Origin of the sequence: Microbispora sp. H10949 (assembly GCF_014161435.1) — a bacterium.
Lineage (GTDB): Bacteria > Actinomycetota > Actinomycetes > Streptosporangiales > Streptosporangiaceae > Microbispora > Microbispora triticiradicis.
Genome location: NZ_JABBWZ010000002.1, coordinates 716,408 through 735,339, shown reverse-complemented (window position 1 = coordinate 735,339; position 18,932 = coordinate 716,408). Strand labels below are relative to the sequence as shown.

15 protein-coding genes, 1 tRNA gene and 1 pseudogene are annotated in these 18,932 nt (G+C 70.6%); 11 read left to right on the top strand and 6 right to left on the bottom strand.

Annotated features, from left to right (window positions below; all coding sequences use genetic code 11):
* Nucleotides 1-189: 189 nt before the first annotated feature.
* Entirely contained in the window at nt 190-516 is a 327-nt protein-coding gene (locus tag HHX40_RS07470) for a dienelactone hydrolase family protein (RefSeq protein ID WP_220498759.1), read from the top strand.
* Here HHX40_RS07470 and HHX40_RS36365 read toward each other — a convergent pair.
* Complete coding sequence (locus HHX40_RS36365; protein WP_259402696.1) at nt 507-635, bottom strand: hypothetical protein; 129 nt, start codon at nt 633-635, stop codon at nt 507-509. The two genes, HHX40_RS07470 and HHX40_RS36365, sit on opposite strands and share 10 nt — an antisense overlap.
* 639 nt (nt 636-1,274) lie before the next feature.
* Here HHX40_RS36365 and HHX40_RS07460 point away from each other — a divergent pair.
* The 5 genes from HHX40_RS07460 to HHX40_RS07440 all read left to right on the top strand — a co-directional run bounded on the left by HHX40_RS07460 (nt 1,275) and on the right by HHX40_RS07440 (nt 9,144).
* Entirely contained in the window at nt 1,275-2,597 is a 1,323-nt protein-coding gene (locus tag HHX40_RS07460; RefSeq protein WP_138462654.1) for a cellulose binding domain-containing protein, read from the top strand.
* A gap of 355 nt (nt 2,598-2,952) precedes the next feature.
* Nucleotides 2,953-4,005 carry a ketoacyl-ACP synthase III family protein gene (locus HHX40_RS07455; RefSeq protein WP_244302346.1) on the top strand — a complete coding sequence of 351 codons (1,053 nt, stop codon included), beginning with the start codon at nt 2,953-2,955 and terminating at the stop codon, nt 4,003-4,005.
* Nucleotides 4,002-4,253 carry an acyl carrier protein gene (locus HHX40_RS07450; RefSeq protein WP_111700718.1) on the top strand — a complete coding sequence of 84 codons (252 nt, stop codon included), beginning with the start codon at nt 4,002-4,004 and terminating at the stop codon, nt 4,251-4,253. Before HHX40_RS07455 ends, HHX40_RS07450 begins: the two co-directional genes overlap by 4 nt.
* 18 nt (nt 4,254-4,271) lie before the next feature.
* Nucleotides 4,272-5,348 (top strand): ketoacyl-ACP synthase III family protein, encoded by a 1,077-nt coding sequence (locus HHX40_RS07445; RefSeq protein ID WP_182879902.1) that lies wholly within the window; start codon nt 4,272-4,274, stop codon nt 5,346-5,348.
* Nucleotides 5,349-5,364: 16 nt separating this feature from the next.
* Nucleotides 5,365-9,144 carry a type I polyketide synthase gene (locus tag HHX40_RS07440; protein WP_310737982.1) on the top strand — a complete coding sequence of 1,260 codons (3,780 nt, stop codon included), beginning with the start codon at nt 5,365-5,367 and terminating at the stop codon, nt 9,142-9,144.
* A gap of 149 nt (nt 9,145-9,293) precedes the next feature.
* On the opposite strand, the gene HHX40_RS07435 is transcribed toward HHX40_RS07440, so the two are convergent.
* A tRNA-Arg gene (locus HHX40_RS07435) sits at nt 9,294-9,368 on the bottom strand.
* 128 nt (nt 9,369-9,496) lie between these two features.
* On the opposite strand from HHX40_RS07435, the gene HHX40_RS07430 reads away from it, so the two are divergent.
* On the top strand, nt 9,497-9,886 hold the full coding sequence (locus HHX40_RS07430; protein WP_244302343.1) for a response regulator transcription factor: 390 nt from the start codon (nt 9,497-9,499) through the stop codon (nt 9,884-9,886).
* A gap of 666 nt (nt 9,887-10,552) precedes the next feature.
* Nucleotides 10,553-11,053 (top strand): DUF5666 domain-containing protein, encoded by a 501-nt coding sequence (locus HHX40_RS07425; protein WP_182879900.1) that lies wholly within the window; start codon nt 10,553-10,555, stop codon nt 11,051-11,053.
* A gap of 46 nt (nt 11,054-11,099) precedes the next feature.
* On the opposite strand, the gene HHX40_RS07420 is transcribed toward HHX40_RS07425, so the two are convergent.
* The gene (locus HHX40_RS07420; RefSeq protein WP_182879899.1) at nt 11,100-12,497 is read right to left on the bottom strand and encodes a glycoside hydrolase family 16 protein; all 1,398 of its coding nucleotides are present in this window, start codon (nt 12,495-12,497) and stop codon (nt 11,100-11,102) included.
* Nucleotides 12,498-12,815: 318 nt separating this feature from the next.
* Complete coding sequence (locus tag HHX40_RS07415; RefSeq protein WP_182879898.1) at nt 12,816-13,328, bottom strand: DUF1772 domain-containing protein; 513 nt, start codon at nt 13,326-13,328, stop codon at nt 12,816-12,818.
* Nucleotides 13,329-13,409: 81 nt separating this feature from the next.
* Here HHX40_RS07415 and HHX40_RS07410 point away from each other — a divergent pair, with 81 nt between their 5' ends.
* Entirely contained in the window at nt 13,410-14,357 is a 948-nt protein-coding gene (locus HHX40_RS07410; RefSeq protein WP_182879981.1) for an AraC family transcriptional regulator, read from the top strand.
* A gap of 132 nt (nt 14,358-14,489) precedes the next feature.
* Here HHX40_RS07410 and HHX40_RS38130 read toward each other — a convergent pair whose 3' ends face one another.
* On the bottom strand, nt 14,490-14,903 hold the full coding sequence (locus HHX40_RS38130) for a carbohydrate-binding protein (RefSeq protein WP_396775627.1): 414 nt from the start codon (nt 14,901-14,903) through the stop codon (nt 14,490-14,492).
* Here HHX40_RS38130 and HHX40_RS38125 point away from each other — a divergent pair.
* Complete coding sequence (locus tag HHX40_RS38125; protein ID WP_396787661.1) at nt 14,884-15,246, top strand: hypothetical protein; 363 nt, start codon at nt 14,884-14,886, stop codon at nt 15,244-15,246. The genes HHX40_RS38130 and HHX40_RS38125 overlap by 20 nt on opposite strands.
* A 74-nt stretch (nt 15,247-15,320) precedes the next feature.
* Here the strand turns inward: HHX40_RS38125 and HHX40_RS38120 are convergent.
* Nucleotides 15,321-16,337 (bottom strand): annotated as a pseudogene (locus HHX40_RS38120) (glycosyl hydrolase); the annotation flags it as partial.
* 1,201 nt (nt 16,338-17,538) lie between these two features.
* On the opposite strand from HHX40_RS38120, the gene HHX40_RS07400 reads away from it, so the two are divergent.
* The gene (locus tag HHX40_RS07400) at nt 17,539-18,921 is read left to right on the top strand and encodes a GH1 family beta-glucosidase (protein ID WP_182879896.1); all 1,383 of its coding nucleotides are present in this window, start codon (nt 17,539-17,541) and stop codon (nt 18,919-18,921) included.
* Nucleotides 18,922-18,932 lie beyond the last annotated feature (11 nt).

Genomic DNA, 18,932 nt, shown 5'->3' with positions numbered 1-18,932 from the left:
GGTCGATGGCGGCCGAGCCGTCAGCGGGCGTCAAAACACAAGGTGGCGATGCGGCACTCCGTACGGGTGGCAGGACGGGCATGGGGAATCGCGCTGCCGCGAAGAAGCACCATTCCCCTCCATGGCAGGTCCACGGTTACCGGTAGCCCCTGCGTCATCCGCGCCACGGGGGATGTGGGCGTCTATCGCATGGGCCCAGGTGACAGGACCCTCGCCGCGGTGGCCGTCTTCTACGGCGGCCGGCTGCCGGCCACCGACATCCCGATCGGCCGACTCGAGCCGACGCTGTCGCCGACCTCGCGGATCATCGGGCATGTGCTCTTCCCCGTCGGAGACAACGACCACGTCGTCCCTTCCGGACAGCAACGAGAGATCGCGGACGCGCTGCGCGAGACCGACGTGCGTCACGAGATCGTCGTCTCTCCAAGCGGCGGCTCCGCGTGTACTGGAGCGCACGCGCCCCCGGGTCGGCTCCTCAGGGCCGGGGGCACGTGCGTTTCACGGGGTCACGTGTAGAGGAAGTAGTAGCGGTACCGGCTCTCCCACACGCACGAATAGCCCTCCCACCAGCCCTGGGCGACGCCGTGGCTTCCGATTCGCTGGCACTCCGAGTAGTCCCTGAAAGCGCCGACCAAGCTTGCGGCTTGCGCCGGGGTGGCGCCGATCGTTGACGACACTCCAAGGACCATGACGGCCGAGATGAGAACAGCGCGTGCCTTTCGCATTCGTCCTCCTGCGACTGGGGAGATCATGACGGTGGACATTATCACTCAACTACGCGCCAGAGAGATTGTCACGTCCGGCTCGGTCGCGGGGAAGAGCGTGAAACTTTCACCGGCCTTCTCGTGGAACGAGACATGTTTCACGGGTGTTTACCGCCGGTAACGCCGCCGTTGCCTCCGAGATCGGAGGACTACCGGCAATCTCTGCCGTTGTCAATTCGGGGCTGGTGCGGCCTTGAAAGACCTCGTGGGTACGTATCCGACTGCCTGTGCATGCCATAGGTGATCTGAGACTCTAATCGCACTTCGTGTCCATAAAGCACGATTTATGCCGCGTTCCCTGTTCGATTAGAGCGATACAACGAAAATTTTGACCATCGTCACGACGTGTCATATCGTCGCCCCGCCCATATCGATGTGAGCCGCGACACTCGAGCAGGACGTTGTTCTCGCAGCGCTACGGTCGCGTGCTGGTCGCGGCCGCCCCGGCGCCGGAGGAGACATGGACGGCCACCACGGACGCGGCGATCATCCGACCAACGGAGTCGCACCATGCAAGCTCGAATCACCAAGGCAATGATCGTCGGCATGGCGATGACCATGCTGGCCGCCGTCGGTGTCTCAGCGGTCTTCGCGCCGCCGGCTCACGCCGCGCAGGTGATCACTGATATCTCTTACGCGCCCGCGCAGCCGGCCGGCAGCAGGGGGCACATGCTGGACCTATATCTGCCGTCCACCGGCATCACGCCCCGGCCGCTGCTGATCTGGCACAGTGGCTCCGCGTGGTCGAGCGACGACGGCAAGACCGGCGCGGACGCGATCGCGGCCGTCTTCAATCCTCTTGGCTTCGCCGTGGCCGGCGTCAGCGTCCGGTCCAGCGCTCAAGCGATCTTCCCGGCCCAGGTGCACGACATCAAGGCGGCCATCCGCTGGCTGCGCGCGAACGCCGCCACGTACCAGATCGACCCCAATCGCATCGCGATCATGGGTGACTCCTCGGGCGGCTGGCTGACGGAGATGGCCACCCTGTCCGGCGGCGTGGCGGCGCTGGAGGGCACCATCGGCACGACCGGCGTCTCCAGCGCCGTGCAGGTGGGACTCGCCTTCTACAGCCCGACCGACTTCCTGCAGATGAACGCGCAGAACCTGCCGACCGGCGGGCTGGACCACAACTCTCCCGCCTCCCCGGAATCCCTCCTGGTCGGCTGCCCGATCCAGACCTGCCCGGCCACGGTGGCCCAGGCCAATCCGATGACCTACGTCGACAGCAACGACCCGCCGCTGATGTTCCTGCACGGCCAGGCCGACTTCCTGGTGCCGCACGGGCAGAGCGTCCTTCTCTACAACAAGATCAAGGCCCAGTGCGGCGACGCCACGTTCATCTCGGTGCCCGGAGCGGATCACATGATGCCCCAGGTCATGGACCCTGCCCACTACGGCACGCAGACGGTCCGCACCACCACCGACTGCACCGAGACCGTCGGCACCGGCACGTTGAACCCCACCTGGGCCAACTTCGCCACCTTCCTGCGCGGCGGGCTCAAAATGGGCACCTCCTGCGAGGTCACCTACGCCCGCGGCTCCGGGAGCGGCACTTTCAACGGCAGTGTGACCATGAGGAACACCGGCACGACCCCCATCGACGGCTGGACCGTGACGTGGACCTGGCCGGGCAACCAGCAGATCACAAGCGCCTGGAGCGCCACGGTGACCCAGTCCGGCACCCAGGTGACCGCACGCGACCTCGGCTACAACTCCTACATCGGCCCCGGCTCCAGTCAGAGCTTCGGCTTCACGGCGAGCTTCACCGGCACGAACGGCATTCCGGCCCAGTTCAAACTCAACGACATCGCCTGCACGACAGTGCCCGCCTGAGACGACGCGCGCCGGGCCTGAGCCGAATGGCGACGGCCCGGCGTCGTTCTCCCGCCGTCCGGATCGCGGCCTATTGCATTCGGGAAACCGCGACGTGAAGCGGAAAAGCGATGTCCAAATTCAAACACGATCCGTCCGGCCTCGATCACGTAATGTCGCTGACCAGATCGCGGGCTTTCATATTGCTTCACCCGAGGGCCGCCCCTATCCTTGCCCGTGGCGGCTCGCCGGCTTATTCCACGCTTGCAGTGACCGGCCGGGAGTCACGTGATATCCCGGGACCCGAATAAACCGGGTAAGCCGCCTTCTCCTGTCGAAGGCCGTTGTCCGGGATCGGCGATGAGTTAGGGGACGTGTGCGTACATCCAACATGTTCGTCAGGAGCCTCGGCGTCTATGTGCCTGACAGCGTGAGCGTCGAACGGGCGGTTCGTGAGGGCTGGTACCCGGCCGACGAGGCCGAGAAGTTCCAGCAGATCGGCGCGGCGGTGGCCGGCGACATGCCCGCGCCCGAGATGGCGCGGCTCGCGGTCCTGGACGCGTACGACCGCTGGGGTGAGTCCTCCCCGCGCGATCTCGACCTTCTGCTCTACCCGTCGGTCTGGCACCAGGGCCCGAACGGTTGGCAGCCCCAGCACTACTTGCAGATGCACCTCCTCGGCGGGAACGTGCCGGCGTTCGAGATCCGGAGCGGCTGCGTAGGGATGATCAGCTCGCTCGAGCTGGCGGCGAGCTACCTGCAGGCCGACGCCGACCGGGAGACGGCCATGGTCGTCTCCTCGGACAACCACGGCACCCCGCTGGTGGACCGCTGGCGGATGACCCCCGGAGCGCTGATCGGCGACGCCGCGGCCGCGCTCCTCCTCGGCAAGGAGTACGGCATGGCCGAGCTCCTGTCGGTGAACGCGACGGTGATCCCGGAGGCCGACGCGGTCAACGACGGCGCCTACCCCCTGTTCCCCCCGGACGCCACCGTCGGCAGGGGGCTGAGCTTCGGAGACCGGCACGAGGAGTTCCGCCAGCGGCTGCTCCAGAGGCAGGGAACCGGGATCCACCTGACGATTCAAAAAACGATGATGCAACAGGTCGAAAAGACCTTGGACGAGGCTGGGATCGGACTCGCCGACATCACACGGGTGGCGTTCCCGCACGGCCGTCGCGAGGACCTGGACGGGCAGATGTCCTGGCTGGGCGTCGACGAAGACCAGACCACCTGGGACTACGGGCGGCGCGTCGGCCACTGCGGCGCGGTGGACCAGTTCATCGCCTTCGAGCATCTGATCGCGACCGGCGGACTCGTAGCCGGCGATCACCTGCTCATGGTCGGGTTCGGCTCCGGAACGTCCGTCGCCGCTGCGGTGTTCAGGGTCCTTTCCACCTCTCCCGTCAAGAGAGGAGCACGCGCATGACCGAGATCACCCAGAGGCTGATCGACTACATCCAGGAGAACCTCGTCCTGGAGGGCGACGACATCAAGGTCGACGAGACGACCCCGCTCCTTCAGTCGGGTCTCCTGGACTCCCTGCGGACGGCGCGGCTGCTGAACTTCCTCCGGAGGGACATCGGCGTCCCGATCCCCGCCGCGAAGCTCGACCCCGAGAACTTCAAGGACGTCCTGACCATCGTGGCGATGGTCAGAGAACTCGAATCCGTCTAGCGGAGCGAGGGCAGAGTCATGCAGTGGGCGGACACGTACATCAGCGGAGTGGGAGCCTTCCTCCCGCGGACCGTCGTCAGTGTCGAGAAGGCCGTCGCCAAAGGCTGGTACCCGGCCGAAGAGGCCGAACTGCACAACCTGGCGGGGACGGCGGTGGCCGGTGACCTGCCGGCTCCGGAGATGGCCCTGCACGCGGCGCAGAGCGCGCTCAAGCGCAGCGGGCGGGCACCGGCCGACCTGGATCTCCTCCTGTACGCCTCGACGTGGCACCAGGGACCGGACGGCTGGCCCCCGCACTCCTACCTGCAGCGTCATCTGGTCGGCGGGGACGTCCTGGCCACCGAGATCCGGCAGGGCTGCAACGGGATGTTCATCGCCCTGGAACTCGCGGCCGGCTACCTGGGCGCCGCTCCCGGTCGGCAGGCCGCCCTGCTGGTCGCCTCCGACAATTACGGCACGCCGCTGATGGACCGGTGGCGGATGGGCCCCGGCTACATAGGCGGGGACGCCGCCAGCGCGCTCGTGCTCACCAAGGAGGCGGGTTTCGCGCGCCTGATGTCGGTCTGCACCACGACAGTGGCCGAGGCCGAGGAACTGCACCGGGGCAGCGAACCCCTGTTCCCCCCGGGCGTCACGGTCGGGCGCCGGATCAGCTTCGCGGCCCGGAACGAGCAGTTCCGGCAGCAGGTCATGCCCAAGGGCGAGGCCACCTCGGCGCTGTTCAACATCCAGCGGGCCCTCATGGAGGTCGTCGAGCGCGCGCTGGACGAGAGCGGAATCAAGGCCGGCGATCTCACTCGGGTGGCGTTCATGAACTACTCCGAAGAGATCGTCGAACAGCGGTGCATGGCCGTGCTCGACCTGCCCATGTCACGCTCGACCTGGGATTACGGCCGCACCATCGGCCACTGCGGGGCCAGCGACCAGGTCCTTTCCCTCGATCACCTGCTCATGACCGGGCAACTGCGCCCCGGCGACCACATGCTGATGCTCGGCACAGGGCCGGGAGTGACCGTCTCCAGCGCCGTGATCAAGATGCTCGATCTTCCTCAATGGGTCGGAAATCGAAGGGAAATGAACGCAGATGGTCGATAGTCCGCGCGGAGCCCGGGTGGAACCAGTGGCGGTGATCGGGATCGGATGCCGTCTTCCCGGCGACGCCCACTCACCGGACGAGTTCTGGGACCTGTTGTGCGACGGCCGGAACACGACCCGATCGCTGCCCGCCGAACGCTGGCGCCGGTACGAGAACCGGAGCCCCGAATACGCCGCCGCGCTGCGCGGCGCCGTGCGTCACGGCAGCTTCCTGAGCGACATCGAGGGCTTCGACGCGGAGTTCTTCGGCCTGTCGCCCCGCGAGGCCGAGTTGATGGACCCGCAGCAGCGGATCCTGATGGAGACCGCGTGGGAGGCCCTGGAGAACGCCGGCCTGCCGCCGCACGAGCTGGCCGGCACCGACGCCGGGGTGTTCATGGGGGTCTGCACCGCCGACTACGGGGGCCGCCTCCTGGAGGACCTGCCCCAGATCGAGGCGTGGACCGGGATCGGCGCCGCGACCTGCGCCGTCGCCAACCGCATCTCCTACTCCCTGGACCTGCGCGGGCCCAGCATGGCGATCGACACCGCCTGCTCGGCGTCGCTGGTCGCGCTGCACTTGGCCGCGCAGAGTCTGCGGCTCGGCGAGAACGACGTCGCCCTCGCCGGCGGCGTCAACCTGCTGGTCTCCCCGGGCCAGACCCTCACGCTGGGCACGGCCGGAGCCCTGGCCCCCGACGGGCGGTCCAAGTCGTTCGACGCTTCGGCCGACGGCTACGGACGCGGCGAGGGCTGCGGCGTGGTCGTGCTCAAGCGGCTGTCCGACGCGCGGCGCGACGGCGACCGGATCCTCGCGCTCGTCATCGGCAGCGCCGTGAACCAGGACGGGCACACCAACGGCATCATGGCGCCGTGCGGGGAGGCTCAGGAACACGTGATGATCCGGGCCTGCCGGCAGGCGGGCGTCGAGCCGTCCACCGTCGACTACATCGAGGCGCACGGCACCGGGACCCGGCTCGGCGACCCGCTGGAGGCGGGGGCGCTCTCCTCCGTGTACGGCACGCGGCGGCCTCCCGGCGACCCGTGCCTCATCGGCTCGGTCAAGTCCAACATCGGTCACCTCGAAGGCGCCGCCGGCATCGCCGGCGTCATCAAGGCGGTGCTCGCCCTCGACCGGGGTGAGATCCCCCCGAGCGTGCTGAACAGCCCGAACCCGGCCATCCCGTGGGAGACCTCGGGCCTTCGCGTGGTGACCGAGCGGTCGGCCTGGCCCGAGCGCGACCACCCCCGCCGGGCGGGCGTCTCCAGCTTCGGGTACGGCGGCACGGTCGCGCACATCGTGCTGGAGCAGGCTCCTCCGGCCCAGCCGATGCCCCGGGACGAGGAGACGGGAGAGCGGCTGTTCCCGCTGTCGGCCGCGTCGGAGCAGGCTCTGCGGCAGTACGCGGGCAGGCTCGCCGACCACTTCGAGAAAGGGCTCGACCTGGCGTCGGCGGGGCACACGCTGGCGCTGCGGCGCACCCATCTGCCCCGTCGCGCCGTCGTGATCGGGGCTGACGGGGACGAGCTCGCGGCCGGCCTGCGCAGACTCGCGGACGACGTGCCGGCCGAGGCCGTCCTCACCGGGGACGTGCTGCCCGAGCTCGGTCCCGGTCCGGTCTGGGTCTTCTCCGGGCAGGGATGCCAGTGGCGCGGGATGGGGCGGGAGCTGCTCGCCGTGCCGGAGTTCGCGTCCCTGGTCGACGAGGTGGAGCCGATCTTCGCTGAGGAGATCGGCTTCTCTCCCCGGCAGGTCCTGGCCGACGGCGATCTCGACACGATCGACCGCGTGCAAACCATGATCTTCGTGATGCAGCTGGGCCTCGCCAGGCTGTGGAACGCGTACGGGGTCGCTCCGAAGGCCGTCATCGGCCACTCCGTCGGTGAGATCGCGGCGGCGGTGACGGCCGGCGCGATGACCGTCGCCGACGGCGCCCGCCTGATCTGCCGCCGCTCGCGGCTGCTGCGTCAGGCCGAGGGCAAGGGGGCCATGGTGATGGTCGACCTGTCCTTCGAGGAGGCGGCCGACAGGCTGGCCGGCCGTACCGACCTGGTGGCGGCGATCTCGTCGGCGCCCGGCTCCACCGTGCTGGCCGGCGACGTCGCCGCGGTCGAGGTGGTGGTGAACGAGTGGCCGGCCGAGGGCATCGTGGTGCGGCGGGTGGCGTCGGACGTCGCCTTCCACAGCCCGCACATGGATCCTCTGGCCGTCGAACTGGCCGCCGCCACCACCGATCTCTCGTTCGGCGCGCCCCGCATCCCCATGTACACGACCGCGCTGGCGGACCCCCGGTCCACGCCCGTCCTGGACAGCGCGTACTGGGCGGCGAACCTCCGGGAGCCCGTGCGGCTGGCCGCGGCGACGACGGCTGCGGCGCAGGACGGCTACCGTGTGTTCCTGGAGATCTCTCCCCACCCCGTGGTCGCGCACTCCGTCACCGAGACGCTCTCGGAGAACGGGTTCGAGGACGTTTTCGTCGGCACGTCACTGCGCCGCAACCAGCCGGAGCTACAGACCTTCCTCGTCGCGGTGGGCACGGCGCACTGTCACGGCGTCGATGTGGACTGGAGCCGGCTGCAGCCGTCCGGCGGCCTGACCGATCTGCCGCCGTACGCCTGGCAGCACCGCCGCCACTGGCGCGAGTCCTACAACGAGGAAGGCAACCGAGGGCATGACGTGCACTCTCACACCCTGCTCGGAGCCGGGACCAGCCTCGCGGGCAGCCGTACCCGGGTGTGGCGGACCTGCTTGGAGGACGCCAACCGGCCCTACCCGGGCAGCCACGCCCTCAACGGGGTCGAGATCGTGCCCGCCGCCGTGCTGGTCAACACGTTCCTGCACGCGGTCGAGGACGAGGACGTCACGCTCACAGACGTGGAGATGATGCATCCGCTGATGACCGCGCAGCGCAGGCAGATCCAGGTCGTGCACGAGCCTCCGGCGATACGGCTCGCGGCCCGTACGCCGGCCGGCCCCGACGAGCCGGAACCCGCCTGGCTGGTGCACGTCACCGCGGACGTGGCCGCTCCGGGACAGGTGAAGCCCGACGTGCTGCCGGACGCCGGTGGTCTCACCCCGATGGACCCCGGCTTCGTGCACAACCGGCTGGCCACCGTCGGCGTGCCCTCGACGGGCTTCGACTGGACGATCGAGACGCTGCTGAGCGGAGACGGCGTGCTGCGGGCCACGGTCCGCACCGAGAAACCGGGGGGCTGGGCTTCGGCTCTGGACGCGGCGATGTCCGTGGCGCCCTGCGTGTTCCCCGGCGATCCGGTGCTGCGCATGGTGGTGCACATCGACGAGGTGGTGCTGACCGGGACGCCGCCCACAACGGTGATCATCGACGCGGCAGTGGACCCGGCCGCCGACGACACCGTGCGAGCGCTGGTGGCCGACCTGGACGGCCGGGTGGTGGGACACCTCTCGGGGCTCCGCTATCCGGTGATCGACGCGCCCGCCCCGGACGAGGAGGATTTCCGGCAGCCCGCGGAGTCGTTCGGCGGCCTGGCGCCCGAGGTCCTGCACGAGCGCGTCCTGCCCGAGGTCTGCGCGGAGATCGCGGCTGTGATGAGGCTGGCCCCCGAGGACCTGGCGATCCGGCGTCCCCTTGTCGAACAGGGGCTGGACTCGGTGATGACCGTCATGGTCCGGCGGCGCCTGGAGAAGCGCTTCGGCTGCCGTCTCCCCACGACCCTGCTGTGGCAGCAGCCCACCATCTCCGCGATCGCGAATCACCTGGTGGAGCTTCTCTCGACTTCGAAACAGGACGCGGCGGCGGAGACCGTTCCCGAGAGCATGCCCGCGATCGGGGGATGAGGCCGCCGGCCGGGCGGCCCGAGGGACGATCCCCTCGGGCCGCCCGGCTGTCGTCGCCAGGTGTCGGACGGCGTCACAGGGTGGCGGAACCGCCAGTATGCCGGGGATACGAAAGGCCAGGTCGGACGAAGTCCGGCCTGGCCTTTGGGTGGTGCCCCCTGCAAGATTCGAACTTGCGCTCCCGGCTCCGGAGGCCGGTGCTCTATCCCCTGAGCTAAGGGGGCTCAACCGGGAACAAGGCTACCAGCACTTGAGGGCCGTTCGTCACACCAATACGGCTGTCTCGACGCCGGGGCGGGCGGATCGGCGAAAACCGCGCGCCCACCCCTCCTCATTGGCTAACTTGGCGCCCGTGGGTGAGCTTCTGGGACGCGTGCTGGTGGTGGATGACGACGAGGTCATCCGGCAGCTCATCGCGGTCAACCTGACCCTTGAGGGGTTCGAGGTCGAGACCGCGTACGACGGGCAGAACTGCCTGGACCGGGTGGGCGACGTCGCCCCCGACGTCATCACGCTCGACGTGATGATGCCGCGCATGGACGGCTGGGAGACGGCGACCAGGCTCCGCCGGGATCCGAGCACCCAGCACATCAAGGTCATGCTGATCACGGCCCGCGCGCAGGAGGACGACCGCAGGCGGGGGTTCGACATCGGTGTGCACGCCTATCTCACCAAGCCCTTCGACCCCGCCGAGCTGATCCAGACCGTACGGGACCTCGTCGAGAGTCCCAGACCGCTCTGACCCGACCAAGATGTACGGCCTCGGGCTGATCAGGCCGGGCCTCAGGAACGCCCGCCCGCCGGCCCGATGCCGATCATGCACATGCTCGCCGGGGCCGGCCGGCTGCGGGTCGTATTCCGGCAATCGCCTCCGGACGATGGCTTTACCGATCACGCGGTGACCGCCGTACTCGACGGGGTAGGGCGGCGAGGGGATCCGAGGGCGGGCCGACCGGCGCAGACCGGCGGCTGACCGGACGGATCGCGGGCGGCCCGGCCAGGTGTGCCGGGCAGCCCTTCTGGGCGAGACCGCGTGCGCCGCTCTGCGATCAGTCGCGCCATGTGCGGGCCGCACACACCGGACACGCGACCTTTCGCCACGGGCACAGCCGCCCATGTCCGCGCATATCCGAGCCACGCCGGCCACTTCATACCGCGCTGCGCCGCGCCCGAGGGCGGCGTGGCCCGCGCCGCCTGGAGGCCGAGCGGAGGGAGCGAACCGATGACCAGTCCCGAATTCCGCAGGAACGCGGAGGAGAAGCCATCGTCACCGCGAGGAAAACGGCCTCGTCTTCTCCTCGGAGTCGCCGCGGCGCTCACGATCGCCACCGGTGCCGGCCTCGCCGCGGCCTACGCTCCCGGCGACCACGCACCGTCCCGTGCCGTACCAGCGGGCCAGGCTGGTCAGGTGGAACACGCGAAACAGGAGCGGCCCGGCCCGATCCAGTTCGGCGCAGGCCAGCTCGGCCTGGCGGAGCTCGCCTGGCTCCGGCAGGGACAGCCGCAGCCCGGGCGGCCCGGCCAGGACGACTACCAGACCTTCACGAGCCAGACTGGCGCGGTCGACTCGGTGCGGAGCGACTCCATCTCCGTCGGCGGCCGGGCCTACGCCGTGGACGAGTCGACCAGGATCGTCTCCGACTACAAGGGCCTGCAGGGCATCCAGCAGGGCGACCAGGTGTGGGTGATCGGCACGCCGGGTGACAACCCGCGTGCGGTCCTGATCGCGGACGCCAGCCGGCCGCCGCTGCCGGGTCACGGCGGAGGCGGCCCGGGGGCGCCGTCTCCGCCCGGTGCTCCGGGTGCTCCCGGCGCTCCGGGCGAGGCGCCGGGGCAGTCGCCCGGCGGCTCCCCTCCCGCCACGCCGACCGAGTCGGAGTCACCCGCCACCGTCCAGCCCACCGGCTGACAGGGCGAGCACGGGCGGGGACCCTCATGGTCCCCGCCCGGACGGCTCAAGACGTGGCGAACGTGAACCAGTTGAGGTTGACGAAGTCGGCCGGCTGGCCGCTGCTGAAGGTGAGGTAGACCGTGTGCGTGCCGGTGACGCCCGTGATGTTGGCCGGGATGGTCTGCCAGCTCTGCCACCCGCCGGTGTTGCCGACGGCGAAGTCGCCGATCGGGGTGGCCGTCGGGCTGTCGAGCCGCACCTGGATCAGGCCGCTCACGCCGGCCGCCGCGCCGGACGCGACCCGCGCCTTGAACTGCCGCGCCGCCGTCGAGCCGAAGTTCACCTTGTCGTAGCGCAGCCAGTCGCCGTTGCCGATGTAGGCGACGTTCTGCCCGCCGCCGGCGTCCTGGGTCGCCTCGAGCTGCGTGCCGCTCTGCGCCTGGTACGCCTCGGCCTGGATGGTGGAACGGGCGTCCACGCCACCCGACGGGCTGCTCGGGGTGGCCGACGGCGACGGGTCGCTCCCGCCGCCGCTCTGCCAGACCGCGACGTAGTCGACGAGCATCGGCCGCCCGGAGACGGTGGCCGAGGTGGGCGTGGAGAAGCCCGCGACCCCGTTGGGGAACCCGCCACCGACGGCCACGTTGAGCAGCAGGAAGTAGCCGGAGTGGGACGTCATGTTCGACCAGGTCGTCGCGTCGAGCTGGTTCTGGCTCACGCTGAAGAACTGCTGGCCGTCGACGTACCACCGCAGCTGGTTGGGGCTGACGCTGCGGTCCCACTCGAAGCGGTAGGTGTGGAACGCCGACTGGCAGGACGAGCCGGGGCAGGCCCGGTTCGTGCCGAGGCCGTTGGTCTCGTTGCACGGCCCGCCGGGGTTCACGCCGCAGTGGAGGGTGCCCCAGACGGCGTTGACGCCGTTGACGTTCTCCATGATGTCGAGCTCGCCGATGGACGGCCAGTTCTGGTAATTGCCGCGGTACGGCGAGCCCAGGGCCCAGAACGCCGGCCAGTAGCCGAGGGCGGCGTTGCCGGTGACGTTCGGCATCTGGATGCGGCCCTCGATGCGCAGGACGCGCCCGTCGGCGGGCTTGAAGTCGGAACGGCGCGTCTCGATGCGGGCGGAGGTCCAGTTCTGGCCGCTGCCGATCGGGGTGATGCGCAGGTTGCCGCCGCCGTCCAGGCTGAGGTTCGCCGGGTCGGCCGTGTAGTTCTGGATCTCACCCGTTCCCCAGTTGCCCGGGCCTCCGGGGTACGCGTGACCGGTGTCGATGATCCAGTTGCTGGACGACGGCAGTGATCCCGACGAACCGTTGAAGTCGTCGGACCAGACGAGCGACCAGCCGGAGGGCGTCGCGGGCACCGACGCGTCGGCGGGCCGTACGGCGAGGGCCGCGACCGCGGCGGTGGCGGCGAGCAGCGCCACGATCGAGCGCCGCCATGGGGAGTGGAGCACACGCATGAGTACCTCTCTCCTCGGTCCGGTCGTCGCGGCGAGGGGATGGGGGGTGCGGGTGGGCCTCACGGGCGGAGACGAATGCACGTCGGTACGGCCGGACGGCGGCGTCCGGCGAGGAGCCGTGAGGGCCCGCGCACCGCGACCGCGGACCACTTGAGCGCCACTGTCCCCTTCGAATCTCACTCGCGTCAAGAGGATCTGTGAAATCTGAGAGAGCGTTCTCTCCCGTTTAAGGTGCCCATAAAGGCGGATAAGCGAGAGCGCTCTCTGCTCAGATGCCCGCCCGGATCGGGGTGCCGCGACGGACGGGAAAGCGCCCTGTCAGGAGCCCTGTCCCCAGCGGTAGGCGCCGTACCCCGTCAGCAGCAGGCTGACCGCGCCGGCCGCGGCCCGCAAGGTGTTCCAGGTGGTCCACCGGGCCGCGTAGTCCGACCAGATCCTGGCCGCCTCCGCCGGGTCACCGTGGACCGCCACGGCGGCGAGGGCGTCGTTCATCGGCACGTTCACCACGGCCGTCGGCAGGATCACGCCGGTGGCGTACACCGCCGCGGCCGCGAAGAAGGGCCAGGCCGCGCCGGAACCGGAGCGGGTCAGCAGCAGGGCGCCCGCCGCGGCGGCGGCGACCGGGGCGAGGACGAACGCCGCCAGGAACACCGGGTTCTGGATCCTGGCGTTGACGGCGTTCATCGCGTCGATCGCCGAGGAGGCCGGCGCGGCGTTCAGGCCCGGCATGACACCGACCGAGAAGCCGAAGAAGGTGCCCGCCATCCCGGCGGTCATGAGCATGGACAGGGCGGCCGGAACAGCGACCGGGATGTCCGGTGTCGTCGTCATGGTGATCAGTCAATCGGCGGACGGCGCCGGGCGACATCGCCGAGAAGCTCGTCCGCATACGTGGCCGTCTACGATCTGGCCATGGACGCGCTCGCCGACCTCCTCGACGGGCCCCGGGCGCGCGGGGCCTTCCTGCTGCGGGCGACGCTGAGCCCGCCCTGGTCGGTACGGATCCGGGACGAGGCGCCGCTGTGCCTGGTGGCGATGCTCCGCGACCAGGCGTGGATCACCCCGGACGGGGACCGGACCGTACGGGTGGGACCCGGCGACGTGGCGGTCGTGCGCGGACCGGGCCCCTACACGGTCGCCGACGACCCGGCGACCCCGCCACAGGTCGTGATCCATCCCGGGCAGGTCTGCACCACCCCGGACGGCCGAAGCCTGTCGGCGGAGATGGACCTGGGCACGCGCGGCTGGGGCAACGACCCGGACGGCTCGGCCGTGATGCTCGTCGGCGCCTACCAGGCGCGCGGCGCGGTCACCCGGCGACTGCTGGCGGCGCTGCCCACGCTGCTGGTGCTGCCCGGCGACTCCTGGGACGGCTCCCTCGTCACGCTGCTCGGCCGGGAGATCGGCAGGGACGAACCGGGTCAGGAGGTGGTGCTCGACCGCCTGCTCGACCTGCTGCTGATCGCCGTGCTGCGCGCCTGGTTCTCCCGGCCGGACGCGCAGGCCCCGGGCTGGTACCGGGCGCACGGCGACCCGGTGGTGGGGCCGGTGCTGCGGATGCTGCACGCCGAGCCGGCCCGGCCCTGGACGGTCGCCGAACTGGCCGGCCGGGCGGGAGTCTCCCGCGCCGCGCTGGCGCAGCGGTTCGGGAGGCTGGTCGGCGAGCCGCCGATGGCCTACCTGACCGGGCTGCGGCTGGCACTGGCGGCCGACCTGCTGCGTGAGACGGACGCGACGCTGGAGGCCGTGGCCCGGCAGGTGGGGTACGGCACCGCCTTCGCGCTGAGCACGGCCTTCAAGCGGGAACACGGCATGAGCCCTCAGCGGTACCGGGAGAGCCTGCGACACTCGGCCGGTTGAGGAGGGCCGCGAGGAGATCCCTGCCCCGGCCTGCGCAGGCGTCCGCCGCCTCGGGCCGCCGGGACGCCGGGGAAGCGCGCCGTGGGCGGGCGGCACGTCGCTCGGGACGTGCCGCCCACCGCGGGTCGTTCGTCAGGACGTGGCGAACGTGAACCAGTTGAGGTTGACGAAGTCGGCCGGCTGGCCGCTGCTGAAGGTGAGGTAGACGGTGTGCCTGCCGGTGACGCCCGTGATGTTCGCGGGGATCGTCTGCCAGCTCTGCCACCCGCCGGTGTTGCCGACGGCGAAGTCACCGATCGGGGCCGCGGTGAGGCTGTCGAGCCGCACCTGCACCAGGCCGCTCGCCCCGCCCGCCGCCCCGGAGGCGACCCGCGCCTTGAACTGCCGCGCCGCCGTCGAGCCGAAGTCGACGTTGTCGTAGCGCAGCCAGTCGCCGTTGCCGATGTAGGCGACGTTCTGCCCGCCGCCGGCGTCCTGGGTCGTCTCCACCTGCGTGCCGCTCTGCGCCTGGTACGCCTCGGCCTGGATGGTCGAGCGCGCGTCCACCCCGCCGGACGACGGAGACGGCGACGGCGACGGAGAGGGCGACGGAGACGGCGACGGCGACGGAGAGGGCGACGGAGACGGCGAACGTGACGGGGAAGGCGAGGGCGACGGGGACGGTGATGCGGACGGTGACGGGGACGGGGAGGAGGACGTGCCCGCGCTGGTCGCCGTGGACCGGGCCGGGACGGTCAGCGTCCTGCCGTCCGAGAACGTGACGACCCTGGCCGACGAGCCGAAGTTGTGCGCGACGTACGTCCACGCCGAGCCGTTCACGAACACGGCGGCGGTCGGGCTGTCGGCGGTCACGCCGGGGTCGACCACCCCCATCCGGGCCAGGTTGTAGATCCAGTGGTAGACGTGCGCAAGCGACTCCCCCGGCTCGGGCGTCAGCATCGTGTATCCGGCGTCCCACGCGCTCTTGGCCGCGGCCGGGTCGGCGAGCGCCCGGAACTCCCAGATGACGTCCTTCCACTCGACCGCCGGGCCGCCGTTGCCCGCCTCCATCTCGGCCAGGTTCTGCTTCACGTCGGCCTGGTACAGCCCGTGGTAGAGCGATCCGCCGGTGACCGGCAGCACGTTGATCCCGTGGATCTCCTCCGGGTTGGCGGTCCACCAGGTGGAGTACGCCGCGCCGGAGCCCCAGATCATGCCCGCCGTGTCGTGCCGGAACCCGGCCGGGAAGACCGCGTCGTCCTTGTCGAACCAGTACTGCGCGACGGCCGACGTCTGGGTCGTGTGGAGGTAGACGCCGAGGTCGCGCAGGGCGGTGTCGCCCGTCGCCGCGCCGAGGAGGATCGCCCCGGCCGCGAAGTTCATCGCCTCCGACGACGACTCCTCGTTGTTGCCCGCCGCGAAGCCCTGGTGCCCGGACGCCCAGCCGTTGCCGGCGTACGGGTCGAAGTTGCGCAGGAACGGGAACCGGGTCTCCGACCTGTCCCAGTTGTTCGCGTCGGCGGCCAGCAGCTTCGCCATCGGCGCCCAGTTCGCCGCCCAGGCCGCGTCGTACCTCGCCACGGTCGCGGCGGCCATCAGGTAGTAGCCGTAGTGGAAGTGGTGGTCGTTGACCTCGGTGTCGCTGCCGTACGAGGCCGGGTAGCCGGTGAGCACGCCCCAGGTGGAGTCGTAACGGAACTGCTCGGCGCCCCCTGCCGTGAACCAGCTCTCCAGCTCGCCCTTGAGCAGCCCGAGCAGCCGGTCGCGGGAGGCCGTGTCACCGAGCTGGTCGGCGATCGGCACGAGCTGGGCGAGGCGGCCGAGCGCCTTGCCGGTCCAGTAGGTGTCGGTCGCGCCCTTCCACGGGTCGGCGGCGTTCGCCTCCTGCCTGACGTAGTCGCCGAGCCTCGTCCTGTCGTACGCGCCGAGGTCGGGTAGCGACGGCAGCACGCCGTGGAAGGTCTGGGCGGTGGTGAACGACGTGCCCTCACGCAGCTTCATCGTGCCGCGCGGCGAGACGTACGCGTACGACGTCAGCGGGCTGCTCGTGGCCAGCCACTGGTGGCGGTAGAGCGCCAGCAGCGTCCCGGTCTGCGTGCCCTCCTTGGCCGCCGTCGTCGCCGTGTAGGTGGTGGTGAGCCGCGCCGCCGCCTCGTCGTACGACCAGGTCACCCTCGTCCCCGTGACGAAGCTGAACGCGTACTTGGCGAACAGGTCGAGCGTCGAGGCGGAGGCGTCGGGCAGCACGGCGACCGAGAAGTAGTTCCTCCCGCCGAGCGCGTCGGTCGCGACCGTGCCGCCGAGGCTCCAGTCGGTGCCGGACGGCCCGAAGATCCCGTAGTGGTGGCCGTTCACGGTGACGCCGAGGACGTTGCCCCGGTCGGCCCAGACCGTCGGCGTCGCCACGAACGCGACCCGGGCGTCGCCGCCGCTCGGCGTCGCGTAGACGTACGGCAGGCCGTGCCCGATGGTGGCCCTGAGCGAGCGCGCGCCGTCCGACCAGTACGGCGTGACGGTCCAGTCGGACCAGTCCTCCACCCTGGTGTCGGGCGAGTTGAGGCCGGTGACGCCCAGCGTGAGGTCGCGGGCGTGCGGGAACTCGTACTGCCGCCCGTCGGAGCTGATCAGCGGGGTGGTGGGATAGCTCACCTCCAGCCCGCCGGCCACCGCGTGGAAGGCCAGCGGGTGGCCGTACATGTTCTCGGAGTACGGGTTTCCGGCGTACCTCTGGAAGGCGAGCGACGACCACCAGTCGTTGGTGGGCACCTTGCGGGTGACGTTCGAGGTGACCTTGGGGGTGACCGGGGCTCCGTCGGAGTTGGCGGGCCCGCTCGCGCCGGCCGGCAGGTCGGTGGTGTAGCCGCCCGCCCCGACGGGGACGGCGGCGGCGCCGGCGGGCGTGGCCGGGAGGACGGGCAGGAACAGGGCGAGGGTGGTCAGGACCGCGAGACCGAGTGTTCTGAGGGGAAGGGTTCTGAGGGGACGGGACGGCATGGGCGACCTCCGCTGGGGGGTTCAACGACTGCGGAGGCGGAACCCGGGTCCGGGACCCGGCGGAACGACCTCGGCAGCATTGCTGGAAGCGCTCTCAGCGTGGTTGACGCTAGGCGTGCTGAAATAGGCTGTCAACGCGTGAGGAAAGTTTCACGACGAGTGCGAGAGCGCTCTCTCTAGGAGGAATCGTGCAGGGAGCTGTGAAGCGTTGACCACGGAGACCACCACCACGCCGGGAGCCGGTTCGCCGGGACCGGTGTTCCCCGGCGGCTTCGTCTGGGGAGCCGCCACCGCCGCCTACCAGATCGAGGGCGCCGCCGCCGAGGACGGCAGGGCCCCCTCCATCTGGGACACGTTCTCGAAGGCGCCGGGCAACGTCGCCGACGGCCACACCGGCGACGTCGCCTGCGACCACTACCACCGCTACGCCGACGACGTCCGGCTGATGGCGGACCTGGGCCTGGCGGCCTACCGCTTCTCGGTGGCCTGGCCGCGGGTCATGCCCACCGGCGCGGGCACGGTGAACGCCGCCGGTCTCGGCTTCTACGACCGCCTGGTGGACGAGTTGCTCGCCCACGGCATCACGCCCTACGTGACGCTGTATCACTGGGACCTGCCGCAGACCCTGGAGGACGCCGGCGGGTGGGCCGCACGGGACACCGCCGCGCGCTTCGCCGACTACGCCGCGGTCGTCCACGGGCGGCTCGGCGACCGCGTCCGGACCTGGACGACGCTGAACGAGCCGTGGGTCGCGGCCTTCCTCGGCTACTGCTCCGGCGTGCACGCGCCGGGCAGACGCGATCCGGCCGCCGCGTTCCGCGCCGCCCACCACCTGCTGCTCGGCCACGGACTGGCGACGCGGGCCCTGCGCGCGGCCGGCGCCGCCGAGATCGCGCTCACCCTCAACCTCTCGCCCGTGATCCAGACGGACGGCGGCGAGAGCGAGGCGAGGGTCGTGGACGGGCTGCTGAACCGGCAGTTCCTCGACCCGGCCCTGCGGGGGCGCTACCCGGAGGAGGTGCTGGAGATCGCCGCGCGCCACGGCGGTCTCGACCACGTCCAGGACGGCGACCTGGACGTCATCCACCAGCCGATCGACCTGCTGGGCGTCAACTACTACAACCCGACCTTCGTGTCGGCGGCGCCCGGCGAGCCGGCCGCCCCGCCCTTCCCCGGCAGCGAGGGCGTCCGGTTCGATCCGCCGCCCGGCCCGGTGACCGCGATGGGCTGGCCCATCGATCCGGCCGGTCTGGAGACCCTGCTCGTACGGCTGTCGCGCGACTACCCCGAGGTCGGGCTGCTCATCACCGAGAACGGCGCGGCCTTCGACGACCACGCCACCGGCGACGCCGTACACGACGACGACCGCGTCGCCTTCCTCGACGGCCACCTGCGGGCGGCGCACGCCGCGATCGCCGCGGGAGCGGACCTCAGGGGTTATCTCGTATGGTCGCTGCTGGACAATTTCGAGTGGGCCTACGGCTACCACAAGAGGTTCGGCATCGTGTACATCGACTACGAGACCCAGCGGCGCGTTCCCAAGGACAGCGCGCTGTGGTATCGCGAGGTCATCAAGCGCAACGGGCTGTAGGGGCCGTAGGG